General features: G+C 36.3%; 13 protein-coding genes and 2 other annotated features. Of the genes, 10 read left to right on the top strand and 3 right to left on the bottom strand.

Features of this window, described 5'->3' with window-relative positions; genetic code table 11:
• Positions 1-135: 135 nt before the first annotated feature.
• Together LRP83_RS19630 and LRP83_RS19635 are read left to right on the top strand one after the other, a co-directional pair.
• Positions 136-933, top strand: a complete 798-nt coding sequence (locus tag LRP83_RS19630) for a DUF2935 domain-containing protein (protein WP_230498417.1) — start codon at positions 136-138, stop codon at positions 931-933.
• A gap of 68 nt (positions 934-1001) precedes the next feature.
• Entirely contained in the window at positions 1002-1763 is a 762-nt protein-coding gene (locus tag LRP83_RS19635) for an alpha/beta fold hydrolase (protein ID WP_230498418.1), read from the top strand.
• A gap of 5 nt (positions 1764-1768) precedes the next feature.
• Here LRP83_RS19635 and bcbE read toward each other — a convergent pair whose 3' ends face one another.
• Positions 1769-3031 carry a bacillibactin exporter BcbE gene (bcbE, locus tag LRP83_RS19640; protein WP_230498419.1) on the bottom strand — a complete coding sequence of 421 codons (1263 nt, stop codon included), beginning with the start codon at positions 3029-3031 and terminating at the stop codon, positions 1769-1771.
• A 95-nt stretch (positions 3032-3126) separates the two neighbouring features.
• Between bcbE and LRP83_RS19645 the strand changes: the two genes are divergently transcribed.
• The 8 genes from LRP83_RS19645 to trpA all read left to right on the top strand — a co-directional run bounded on the left by LRP83_RS19645 (position 3127) and on the right by trpA (position 10900).
• A complete protein-coding gene (locus LRP83_RS19645) occupies positions 3127-3813 on the top strand; it encodes an MOSC domain-containing protein (RefSeq protein WP_435531373.1) in 687 nt (228 codons plus the stop codon).
• Positions 3814-3879: 66 nt separating this feature from the next.
• Positions 3880-4120: a binding site (T-box leader), on the top strand.
• A 40-nt stretch (positions 4121-4160) separates the two neighbouring features.
• Positions 4161-4431 (top strand) — a binding site (T-box leader).
• 68 nt (positions 4432-4499) lie between these two features.
• Complete coding sequence (gene trpE, locus LRP83_RS19650) at positions 4500-5909, top strand: anthranilate synthase component I (RefSeq protein ID WP_230498421.1); 1410 nt, start codon at positions 4500-4502, stop codon at positions 5907-5909.
• Positions 5893-6471, top strand: a complete 579-nt coding sequence (locus tag LRP83_RS19655) for an anthranilate synthase component II (protein ID WP_230498422.1) — start codon at positions 5893-5895, stop codon at positions 6469-6471. Before trpE ends, LRP83_RS19655 begins: the two co-directional genes overlap by 17 nt.
• A gap of 3 nt (positions 6472-6474) precedes the next feature.
• Complete coding sequence (gene trpD / locus LRP83_RS19660) at positions 6475-7503, top strand: anthranilate phosphoribosyltransferase (protein WP_230498424.1); 1029 nt, start codon at positions 6475-6477, stop codon at positions 7501-7503.
• Positions 7503-8297, top strand: coding sequence for an indole-3-glycerol phosphate synthase TrpC (gene trpC, locus LRP83_RS19665; RefSeq protein WP_230498425.1), 795 nt, complete (start codon positions 7503-7505; stop codon positions 8295-8297). The genes trpD and trpC overlap by 1 nt, the downstream gene beginning before the upstream one ends.
• Positions 8294-8932 (top strand): phosphoribosylanthranilate isomerase, encoded by a 639-nt coding sequence (locus LRP83_RS19670; protein WP_230498427.1) that lies wholly within the window; start codon positions 8294-8296, stop codon positions 8930-8932. Before trpC ends, LRP83_RS19670 begins: the two co-directional genes overlap by 4 nt.
• Positions 8907-10112 carry a tryptophan synthase subunit beta gene (gene trpB / locus LRP83_RS19675; RefSeq protein WP_230498428.1) on the top strand — a complete coding sequence of 402 codons (1206 nt, stop codon included), beginning with the start codon at positions 8907-8909 and terminating at the stop codon, positions 10110-10112. Before LRP83_RS19670 ends, trpB begins: the two co-directional genes overlap by 26 nt.
• A complete protein-coding gene (gene trpA / locus LRP83_RS19680; protein WP_230498430.1) occupies positions 10109-10900 on the top strand; it encodes a tryptophan synthase subunit alpha in 792 nt (263 codons plus the stop codon). The genes trpB and trpA overlap by 4 nt, the downstream gene beginning before the upstream one ends.
• Before the next feature lie 45 nt (positions 10901-10945).
• Here the strand turns inward: trpA and pxpA are convergent, their stop codons facing one another.
• Positions 10946-11695 carry a 5-oxoprolinase subunit PxpA gene (gene pxpA, locus LRP83_RS19685; RefSeq protein WP_230498431.1) on the bottom strand — a complete coding sequence of 250 codons (750 nt, stop codon included), beginning with the start codon at positions 11693-11695 and terminating at the stop codon, positions 10946-10948.
• Positions 11695-12666 carry a 5-oxoprolinase subunit C family protein gene (locus LRP83_RS19690; protein ID WP_230498432.1) on the bottom strand — a complete coding sequence of 324 codons (972 nt, stop codon included), beginning with the start codon at positions 12664-12666 and terminating at the stop codon, positions 11695-11697. Before LRP83_RS19690 ends, pxpA begins: the two co-directional genes overlap by 1 nt.
• Positions 12667-12668: the final 2 nt, after the last annotated feature.

Genomic DNA, 12668 nt, shown 5'->3' on the forward strand with positions numbered 1-12668 from the left:
TATATATATTTAAATACATCAGCGCGACAATATTTGTAAATGAATGTAGTCAGTCTTTTTAATTATTGAAACATAACTAAGTTCCAGTCAGAATAAAGTGTTAAAGGAATATTCAATTGGAATGGAGGGGCACCAATGACTAGCAACTTTAATGAAGTGGCTCTATTCGAACATCGCTTTTGGCTTCAAATATTAGGTGACCATGCTAGATTTATTAATGATTCATTGGCTGAAAGTGAAAAGAAGCTTATCGAAAAGGCAAAATACTTTATCCATGTTTTTGATGAACTTTTACAAAATGTGACTAACCTGGATCAAAGGGAACTTAGTCAATTAGCAGATAAAGAAGTACTTTTATTCAAAACCTTCAAACTAAAACTACTTGAACTCCATCTTGTAGGGAAAATTAAAATTCATTTAACGCCGACGTTTATTAATCATATGGTCAATGAGTTGGAGGAATATCAAAGAGTACTTAGCTTTCTAAAAGTGGGAAATCCCCCACCCGTTTTCCATGAACTTCATCATCATTTAGTATGGCTTATTGATGCAGCAGGTCATGCTGGGGCTATCAATGATAACGTTGATGCAGTAGAAAAAAAGTTGAAGAAAACAACTAAGGAATTTGTAAAAACGTTTGAAGATTTCTATTTAAAAGCAGTTGAACTAGCGGGCTATCTTCGTACAAATTTGACTGTATTTCCAGCCTTGAAAAAATTCAACAAAGATGTGTACTTAGAAATGGAATTATTTAAAGCATTCTTAAGGGAAATCGAAGATATGGGATTAACAAAAGAAATGTTAGGGGTATTCCAGCCTTTAATGGCAGACCACATGGCTAGAGAAGAATGTTATTATTTAACAAAATTAGCTCAAAGCACAGAGCTTCCTCCATCAAATTGTGATCCAACTAAGCCTCGATTAAATGTATAAATATTTTCTTAATAAACCTGGGCATAATAATAGCCTTGGTTTATTTTTTTGTTAAGGGGGGACATCAGATGCCAATCTGTCACCACCAAAATAGGAAGCTTTATTTTGAGGATAAAGGAAAGGGTATTCCAATTGTCTTTATTCATCCACCAGGTATGGGGCGTAAAGTTTTCTTTTATCAAATTTTTTTGACTGAAAAATTTCGAATTATTTTACCAGACTTAAGTGGACATGGAAATTCTGAAGGAAAACAAGCAAAGTTTTCTATTAAGGAATATGCTGAAGAAATCAAAGCAATCTTAGACAATCTTCAAATTGAAAAAGCGGTTATATGTGGGTATTCATCAGGGGGAATTGTGGCACAAGAGTTTGCCTCACTCTATTCAAACCGAGTATTAGCGATGATATTATCTGGAGGATTTCCAGAAGTTAAGTCAATGCTATTAAAGTATGAGCATTTGGCAGGAATGTTTTTATTAAGAAAATATCCTAAAGTATTAATAAAGGTTATTGCTGGAAGCCATACAGAAAACAAAGAGTTAAAACAAGTTTTGATTGATCATATGAAGAAAGCAGATATGAATATATGGTATCAATTTTATCAAGAGTCTTTGGAATACTCTTGTTTAAAGAATATCGAAAATTGGACATTCCCTCTATTGCTTATATACGGTTCTCGGGATTTTATTAATAAACATATTCGCAATTATCCAAATGGGCATTTTGATGCTGAATTCATTGTAAATGCCTTTCACCAACTTCCAATGAAAAACTGGAGATCGTTTAATCAAATTATTGAAAATTACCTACTAAAATTAAAATCGCATTGAATGAATCAATGCGATTTTTCTGATTTAGGTCTTATGGCTAACAAAGTGACAAGGGCCGCCAAGATAGCTGTTGAGCTTAACAGAATAAATAACCATTTTTCATTATTTTTCATCATTAACGCAATTACTGGTGGTCCGGCCGCTACTCCGATAAAACGCATCGAACTATAAATGGAAGTTATGGTACCTCTTTCTGCCTTCTTTACACCTTCCGTAATCATTGCATCTAGACAGGGGAGCCCCGCTCCAATACCAATACCGCTAACAATAAACATGGAGATCATGAACCAAATTCCTTTTGAGAACATTAGTAGGGCAATAGATATAGCTAACATAACTATTCCTATTAATGTAATCCATTTCATTAATACTTTATTCTTTTTTATGACTTTACCAGTAATATATGATGATAAACAAAGGGCCCCCAAAGGGATTGCTAAATACAACCCTTTTTTTACATCTTTAATATCATAAACCTTTTCGAATGTATCAGATAAGTAAAAAAGGATACCAAACAATACAAACATTAAAGCAGCTCCGATGAAGAAAATACTATACAACCAACGTCCACTGTCGGTAAAGGTTTTCTTCACATTAATAAAAAATTCCTTGAAGGGAATTTTTTTTGTATCATTTTTCGGACTTTTTACTAATAAAAGAACCAATAAGATTGATATCGTACAAAAGACAGGAAATGAAAAAAACGGGAGAAACCATACGATACCTGCTAATAACGCGCCTAAGATAGGGCTAAGTACTTTACCTAATGTATTGGAGGTTTCAATTAAACCAAGACAACTACTGACATCCTCATCGTCCTTAAACATATCCCCAACTAATGGCATGACAATGGGTGCTGCTCCAGCTGCTCCAACACCTTGTAAAGCACGACCAACTAAGATTAGCCAATAGCCGTCATTCATTTTCCAGGAGGCAAACCCTGAAATTAAACCGCCAATGGCAGCAATGATTAGGCTTGGTATGATAACTTTTTTTCTACCAAGGTGGTCAGATATGTAACCTGCAACTGGAATAAGCAATATGGCTACAATAGAATAAACTGTAATAATCATACTGGACTGAAAGGCGGAAATATTTAGCTTTTTCTCCATCGTTGTTAAAACCGGTATTAGCATAGAATTACCTAATGTCATAACTAATGGAATCGACGATAACGAAACAATAGCCCATTTTTGTTTTCCGATTTCACTACTTTTAGAGGAACCTTTGCCAGATTTATTTAAATTTAATTGTTCAGTATGTTCCATTTTGAAAATGACCGCCTTTACAATTAAATAACATTGATTTTAGTATTAACAAGTGAAGAGTAAAATAACTTTCCACTAACTGGCAATATCATGATATGTTATTACTTAAGGAAAATTATATTAGTACGGAGGAGAAGAAAGTGGAAATACATAAACTTGCTATCGGTGGAATACAAACATTTAATTGGAATAATACTAATACAAATTCTGCAATTGGAAAACAAGAGGTTAATGAAGCGTTTTTAACGGTGAATGGCTTTGATGGAGATACTGTAGCTGCTACTGAATTTCATGGAGGTCCAGATCGTGCTGTCTGTTTATATCCATTAGAGCACTATTCAGTATGGGAAGCTGAATTTGGTGTGAAAATAAAAACACCTGGTTTTGGTGAAAATATTTCTTTGTTTGGCATGACAGAAGAAGAGGTTTATATTGGTGACACGTTTCAATTTGGTGAAGCGGTTATTCAAATTACTCAGGGCCGAATTCCATGCTCCAAAATATCAAAATTTAATCAAATTGATGGTTTGTTAAAGCGTGTTGTTGAAACAGGATTTACTGGATACTTTTTTCGAGTTCTTCAGGAAGGTAAAGTGGAAAGAAATTCAGAATTAAAGCTTTTGACTAAAAGTGAACACGCTATTTCCGTCCTGTATGCAAATCAGATCTACTTTCATGATCGTTCAAATAAACAAGCTATTGAAAAAATTCTTAAAGTTGATGAGCTTGCAACAGTTTGGAGAAAATTGTTAATTGAATTATTGGCAAAAGGAAATAAGTAAGAAAATTCAAATTTTACGGTTGACTTTTCTTTAAAGACATATTAATATAAAAAACAACTTAATCATCTTAAAGCGTTGATGAAGGGTAGTAACTAATACGGATACTTTAGAGAGCTGATGGGTGGTGCAAATCAGTGTAGATGTTTTAGTGAATGGGCTTCTGAGCTTTCAAACCGAACCAATTTATTGCAGTAGGCTTTGACGAGTAGTTTCCTTGTTATCTGAAACGAGTATTCTCTATTGGATACTGTCAAAGCGAGCTGTTTACAGCTAATAAAGGTGGCACCACGGGTCTCTCGTCCTTTTCAAGACGAGAGACCCTTTTTGTATTGATTTGAAAATTTAATAATAAATCGTTGAGTAAGAAGAGTAAATAAAAGTGTGAATGCTACAGAGAGTTGGACAGTGGTGAGAGTCTAACGCAGGAACCTTTATTGAATGGGCTTACGAGAGGTATCCTGAACAGTAGTAGGGATACACGGACTTCCACCGTTAAAAGGATAGGATATCGGAAATGGAATTTTGTTTTTGCAAAGGTTATTTCCCGTATCTGAAAGTGGGATTATATATATTTAATCCAATTGAGGTGGCACCGCGGTAAAAAGCATCGTCCTCTATATGCACAATACTTGTGCGTATAGGGGACTTTTTTTATTTTCTAAAAAATCCTTGGGAGGATGATAAAGATGGAATTAACATTAAATAGCCAATCGATTATTGAGGTAATCGAGGGGGATACTTTCACACCAATTTCCCTCTTCCGGAGATTGTCTGGAACAAAAAAGTTCTTATTAGAAAGCTCTTATAAACATGAGGCTTCAGGAAGATATTCATTTATTGGGTCAAATCCAGTCTTTGAATTGATAAGTACAATAAACGGTGGAAAGGTCATCCATAAATCTGGGCAGTGCGAGGAGTTTATGAACAGTCCTTTCTTAAAAATAAAGGAGTTAATTACACAGAAACAGTGTGAGATTAAACCTTCTATTCCTTTTACAGGTGGGGGAATCGGTTATGTAGGATATGACATCGTGAGACAGTCGGAGGAAATAGGCAGTGAGTTACCTGACGCAATTGATATGCCAGATCTTCACCTAATGTTCTTTGAGGTTTTCATTGTTTTTGATCATTTAGAACAAAAAATTTACTTAGTAGGAACACCTTTATTAGCTGAAACGACAACTGAAGATTTAGAAAGAGAAATAGCGCTGACTAAAAATGAAATTCTTACAAAATTTGAACATGAACTTTTTACACCAGTTGAATTTTCCAGCTTTACTTCAGATGTGGATAAGGCTGATTTTATAAAAAAAGTGGATAAGGCTAAGGAATACATCCTACAAGGCGATATATTCCAAGTGGTATTATCTCAACGATTGAAAGCTAAGTATAAAGGCAATCCTTTTGATTTTTATCGTAAATTACGGATTCAAAACCCATCACCTTATATGTACTACATTGACTTCGAGACTAGTATTATTGCTGGGACATCACCGGAAAGCTTGATTCGTGTGCAAGAAGATAGGGTGATAACCAATCCGATAGCTGGAACCAAACCAAGGGGAACGACGTACGAGCTGGATTTAGAGATTGAAAAATCTTTATTAGAGGATGAAAAGGAGTTAGCAGAGCACAGGATGCTCGTTGATTTAGGAAGAAATGACCTCGGAAAGGTATGTGAATTCGGGTCTGTGCATTTAGAGAAGTATTTGGAGGTTGAAAAGTATAAATATGTCATGCATCTAGTATCTGAAGTCAGTGGAAGATTGAAAAAATCTCATACAGCCTTGGATGCTTTAATAGCCTGTTTGCCTGCCGGAACCGTTTCTGGTGCTCCAAAAATTCGAGCCATGGGAATTATTAATGAGTTGGAGGTTTCCAAACGAGGTGTCTATGCAGGAGCAGTAGGATATATTTCTGCGAACGGTAATATTGATTTTGCCTTAGCTATCCGAACTATGCTCCTGAAGGATGGTTTCGCTTATATACAGGCAGGAGCTGGAATTGTCCATGATAGTGTTCCTGAACTAGAGTATCAGGAAACTTTAAATAAACTAAAAGCCTTCTTGGAGGAACGTCATGATCTTACTAATTGATCACTATGATTCATTTACTTACAATCTATATCAGCTTTTTGGTGAACTAAAGGAGGAAATTTATGTTGTACGTTATGACAAATACAGCCTAGATGAAATTAGAAAATGGAATCCGAAAGCCATTATTCTATCTCCTGGTCCAGGAAAACCTGAAGATATACAACAAACGATAAAGCTTATTACAACTTTTTACAAAACTTACCCAATCCTTGGGATTTGTTTAGGGCATCAGGCAATAGGCTATGCATTTGGAGCCATCATAACGAAAGCTAGTCAAATTAAACATGGTAAAAGCTCAAAGATTAGCCACAATGATGACCCATTATTTTCTTTCTTAGCCAAACAAATAGAGGTCATGAGATATCATTCATTAGTGATAGAAAAGGGTAGTCTTCCAATTGAGTTAGAAGCACTTGCTATCTCGATGGACGATGAAGAAATTATGGCTATCAAACATAAAAAATATCCTTTATTTGGGATGCAGTTCCACCCAGAATCAATTGGTACTAAGGATGGAAAGCAACTTTTACTTAATTTCTTAAATCATATAAAGGAGGAGTAACAGATGAAAGAATACCTTCAAAGATTGGCTAATCGGGAGTCCTTTTCTGAAGAAGAAATGCAAGAGGCTGTTGGGATTATGCTTAATGATGAGCAAATATCTGATAGTGAGATTGCTGCTTTTTTAGTGGCTCTAAAAACTAAAGGAGAAACAGTTGATGAAATTTCAGGTTTAGTAAAAGCGATTAGGCTAAATACGATCGGCTTCCGACGAAGCTATTCAAATGTAATGGATAATTGCGGCACTGGTGGGGATGGATCCTCCAGCTTTAACGTTAGTACTACATCAGCCTTTGTGATTGCGGGATGTGGAATAACAGTTGCTAAACATGGTAATCGAAGTATCTCTAGTAAGACAGGAAGTGCTGATGTGTTAGAACAGCTTGGTGTTGAATTATCCATGCCAACTCAATTGGCTGAGGAGCTATTAGAAGAGATTGGGATAGCCTTCTTATTTGCTCCTCATGTCCATCCAAGATTGAAGAAAGTGATGAAGGTTAGACGTGAATTACAAATACCAACCATTTTTAATTTTATTGGACCATTAACAAATCCAGTTGATTTAGATTCACAACTCCTTGGAATTAATCGACGTGATTATTTGGAGGTCTTTGCAGAGGTATTAAATAAACTTGGGCGAAAGAGAGCACTTGTATTAAACGGTGCTGGAAAGCTAGATGAAGCATCCCTTGAAGGAGAGAATCATCTAATTTTTTTACAAGATGGAGTAATGAACAAAATGACTCTACATCCTGAAGAAGTTGGTTTACCTAGCTTTCCTAATTCAGCAATTAAGGGTGGAGATTCGAAAAGGAATGCTGAAATTCTTTTACAAGTTTTAAAAGGGGAAGAAGGAGCTTATCGAGATACTGTTTTATTAAATGCAGGTCTGGCAATCTTCACATCCGGGATAGCCAGTACTATTCCTAGTGGAATAAATATAGCAAAGGAAAGCATCGATTCAGGGGCTGCCTATGAAAAATTAGTGAAGTTAGTGGAGAAATCTCGTGTAACTAAACAGGAGGTCATTTAATGGGAACAATCCTTGAAAGAATAATATCAGAAAAAAAATTCGAGATAAAAAAATTAAAGGAAATGGATTTAGACACTTCAAATTCTGTAAATACAAAGAATTTTTCATTGGTAACACATTTGCAGAGGGACGAAAATCTAGCGATAATTGCAGAGTTTAAGAGAGCCTCACCATCAAAAGGAAATATTAACATGAATCTCAATCCAGCCTTGCAAGCAAAAAGCTATGAACTAGGTGGAGCAGCTGCCATATCAGTTTTGACAGACTCCTCCTTTTTTAAAGGCTCCTTTCAAGATCTAAAAGCAGTTCGAGAGGCGGTAAATATCCCGATTTTATGTAAGGACTTTATTATCGATAAGGTTCAGATTGACTTTGCGAAACATTACGGAGCCAGCATTATATTACTTATCGCTGCTGCCTTAACAAGAGCTGAACTAGAGAATCTATTTAGTTATGCAATACAGCAGAAATTAGAGGTTTTAGTAGAAGTACATGATGAGGATGATGTACAAAAAGCTTTATCTATCAAACCACGTTTAATTGGAATCAATAATCGGAATTTAAAAACCTTTGAGGTGAATCTGGAAGTTACAGAGAGATTAGCACCAATAATCCAATCTAATGACACATTTATAATAAGCGAGAGTGGCATCTTTTTACGAAATGATGCGGATAGAGTTAGAAAAGCTGGGGTTAATGGTGTTTTAGTAGGAGAAGCACTGATGAGAAGTGAGGATCTGTCTACTAGTTTCAGGGAGTTAAGGGTTCCTCTAAGAAAGGAGGTCAAGGAGTGAAAGTTAAAATTTGTGGTATTCGAGATATGAAAACCGCCGAATTCGCCATTGAGGCTGGAGCGGATGCTATTGGCTTTGTTTTTGCAGAAAGTAAGCGGGAAATCTCAATAGAGGAAGCAAGGAAGATAACGGCTAGTTTGCCTGACAAGGTTTTGAAAATAGGAGTGTTTGTTAATGAAACTAAGGACGTTTTGGAAAGAACATTTGAGGAGGTAGGATTAACTCATTTACAGCTTCATGGCGATGAATCTCCTGAGTTTTGTAGAAGTATTCGTTATCCTGTTATTAAAGCAATTCGAGTTATGTCTAATGAAGATTTAAGGACTATCCCTCAATATGATTGTGAATATATTTTGTTAGACAGTCCGTATGGAAAATACCGCGGGGGGAATGGAACTACATTTGATTGGAACCTCTTAAAGGAAATAGAAATTCAAAAAGACAAGTTGATTCTAGCGGGTGGTTTAACTATTGATAATGTGTTAGAGGCAATTGATCTAGGAAAACCAGGAATGGTGGATGTTAGCAGTGGGGTAGAAACAAACGGCATGAAGGATCATTCAAAAATTGGGGACTTTATCAAAAAAGTAAAAGGTGGAGGGAAAGTAAATGACAACTTATACACTTCCAGATGAACGAGGACATTTCGGTGTTTATGGAGGGAAATTTGTTCCAGAAACATTAATTCAGGCTATTACTGAATTAGAGGAAGCCTATCTAAAGTTTAGAGAAGATAAAGATTTTCTTGAAGATTTGAGAAATTTATCAACAGACTATGTAGGTCGTGAAACCCCATTGTATTTTGCAGAAAATATGACGAATTACGCGAATGGCGCTCAAATTTATTTAAAGCGCGAAGATTTAAATCATACTGGAGCTCACAAAATTAATAATACAATAGGGCAAGCACTTCTGGCCATACGGATGGGTAAAAGGAAAATTGTTGCTGAAACGGGGGCGGGCCAGCACGGGGTTGCAACTGCGACAGTTTGTGCTTTGTTGAATTTAGAATGTGTGATTTTTATGGGGGCAGAGGATATAAGAAGACAGGAATTAAATGTATTCAGAATGGAGCTGCTTGGTGCAAAAGTAGTAAGTGTTGAAGCTGGAAGTGAAACTTTAAAGGATGCAGTCAATGAAGCTCTTCGTTACTGGGTCGCTAATGTGGAAGATACACATTATTTATTGGGATCTGTAATGGGACCCCATCCGTTTCCAATGATGGTTCGAGATTTTCAAAGTGTTATAGGAAAAGAGACGAAAAGACAATTTTTGAAGAAAAATAATAAGCTTCCTGATGCTGTTATTGCTTGTATCGGTGGTGGCAGTAATGCAATGGGGATGTTTTTCCCCTTTATTGAGGATGAAACTGTGCAATTGTATGGAGTGGAGGCAGCTGGGCATGGGTTAAATACCGAAAAGCAAGCCGCTTCACTAACAAAGGGAGTGCCTGGTATTCTGCATGGTGCTCTGATGTATTTACTTCAAGACGAACATGGTCAAATTCAGGAGGCACATTCGATATCGGCTGGATTAGATTATCCAGGTGTTGGACCTGAGCATTGTTTTTTAAAGGATATAGGGAGAGTAAAATATGAATCGATAACAGATGTGGAAGCATTAGAAGCCTTTCAATTATTAGCAAAATTAGAAGGAATTATTCCAGCTTTAGAAAGTGCACATGCAGTTGCCTTTGCATTAAAACAAGCAGCAACAATGAATAGTGATGAAAGCTTAGTCATTTGTTTATCAGGTCGTGGTGACAAAGATGTTCACACTGTACGAGAAAGACTAAAGGGGAGTGAAAAGAAATGAATCGAATTCAAAAACAATTTTCCGAAAGACTTAATCGAGGTGAAAAACTGTTTGTTCCCTATATCATGGCTGGAGATGGAGGGTTAGGGGTTCTAGAGGAAAGACTTACTTTTCTTGAACAAAATGGTGCCGCGGCCATAGAGATCGGAATCCCGTTTTCTGATCCTGTTGCCGATGGTCCAACTATTCAAAAGGCTGGCATTCGGTCATTAAAGGAAGGAACAACATTGAAGAGCACTTTAATTAAGATAGGAGAAATTCGTTCTTCCATTAATGTTCCCCTTGTAATAATGACTTATATGAACCCAATTTTGGCTTATGGAATTGACCAATTTGTGGTTAATATGGAAAAGGTTGGAGTAGATGGCTGTATTATTCCTGATCTTCCAATTGAGGAGGAAGATATATTGGCTACGAAACTTGAGGAGGCTGGAATTGAACTCATTAGACTTGTTACTTTAGTTACACCAAAAGAAAGAGTTGAAAAAATTGCAAAGAAGGGGCAAGGCTTTTTATACACAGTGACCATCAAAGGGATAACTGGAATTCGAAATGAGTTTGATAAAAGTCTTGTGAATTTTCTAGAGATGGTAAAGGAGGTTAGTAATATCCCCGTGGTAGCAGGTTTTGGTGTGTCAACGGCAGAACAGGTTAAGGAATTAAGTTTAAATTGCGATGGAGTTGTGGTGGGTAGTAGGATAGTTGATTTGTTTTATGAGAATAAGTTAGATGAAATTGCTGAGTTAATGAAAGCTATTTTAATTGAAGAGAAGGTTTTTAGAGGGTAATTTAAGAGGGCACAAATTATAACATTGGTGCCCTCCATTTTGAATTTATTTAATCGAAATTCCTTCTTTTTCAAAAGCGGTTCTAATTTTTTGAGCGAAAGAAAGAGCATGTTCACCATCTCCATGTAAACAAATGGTGTCTGCTACAATTGGGATTGTTTCTCCAGTGATACATGTAATCTGGTTATCTAGTACCATTTGTAGAGTCTGATTAATGGACTGTCGTTCATCCGTAATTAATGCGTTGGATTCTGTTCTTGGGGTTAGTGTACCGTCAGCCTGGTAGGTCCGATCTGCAAAAACCTCCTGAGCAGTTTTCAAAGAATATTTTTCCCCTGCTTTAATTAATTCACTGTTTGCAAGTCCATAAAGAGTTAGACTAGGATCAAAATCATAAACTGCTTTTGCAACAGCTTCTGCCAAATGTGGATTTACAGCACTCATATTGTAAAGAGCTCCGTGGGGCTTAACATGGTGCAAACTAGTTCCATGTGCAATCACAAATGCGTTTAAGGCACCGATTTGATATAGCACGTTTGCGTATACTTCATCAGGAGTTAGGTTGATATTGCGTCGACCAAAACCTGTTAAGTCTAGATAACCAGGATGTGCCCCAATTTTCACATCGTTTTGACATGCTAATTCGACTGTTTGATTCATAATAGTGGGGTCACCAGCATGGAATCCACATGCAATATTAACGGAAGAAACAAACTTCATTATTTCCTTATCATTTCCAACTCGATATACGCCAAAGCTCTCACCTAAATCACAATTTAAATCAACTGATAACACTATAATTCAACCTCTTTCCATTTTGCTAAAATTATTTTTTGCAATGCTTTTAGTTCATTTTCTCGTTTAAGGGCCAAATTCTGAGCTTCAAAAATAGAAACCTCACTAAAATCTATGGAATCTCCAGGTTTGAGCTGTGCTAATCGAGGTAGGTCTACCGAAATAACTTGAGCAATTTTAGGATAACCACCTGTTGTTTGCCTGTCTGCCATTAAAATGATGGGTTGACCATTTGCTGGAACTTGAACGGTTCCAAAGGCTACTCCTTCTGTTAACAATTCTTGCTGATTTGATAGATGAAGTGAAGCTCCTTCCATTCTAAACCCCATTCGATTAGATTCATTAGATAAAGAATATGAGGTAGTTTGGAAAAGTCTAATACTTTCATCATTAAATAAATAGTATTGTCGCCCTTTTAGAAATCGTATTGGTTCATTATTAAATAATAATGAATCAAAATAGGATGATAAACTCCAAGATAATTTATATGAGTGTTTATAAGAGAAATCTATTAATGGGAGTTTATCCCCTTTTTGTAGTGCTCTACCTTTTATTCCTCCAAAATTAGCGGGAAGGCAAGTACTTCTACTTCCTAACACTTGATCAATTAGAATTCCACCTTTAAAGGCGATATAACAACGACTTCCATATTGTAATGTCCCAAATTTTAGTTGGTCACCTTTTCTCACAAAAATAGGCTTATTTAATGGGATTTCCTCATTATTAATGGTTGGGGTAAAGTTTCCACCACAAATGGCAATAATGCTATCCACCTCGAATCTAAGTGTGGGACCTATCAATGTCACTTCTAAGCCTGCAGCAAGAATTTCATTTCCGACTAGAAGATTTGCTAATCTAAAGGACAATGAATCCATAGCTCCTGAAACAATAATCCCAGCACGCTGATAGCCATGTCTTCCTAAATCCTGGACCGTGGTTAATAAACCAGATTTTAATACAGTTACACCCATAC

Origin of the sequence: Pseudoneobacillus rhizosphaerae, from assembly GCF_917563885.1 — a bacterium.
Classification (GTDB): domain Bacteria; phylum Bacillota; class Bacilli; order Bacillales; family Cytobacillaceae; genus Pseudoneobacillus; species Pseudoneobacillus rhizosphaerae.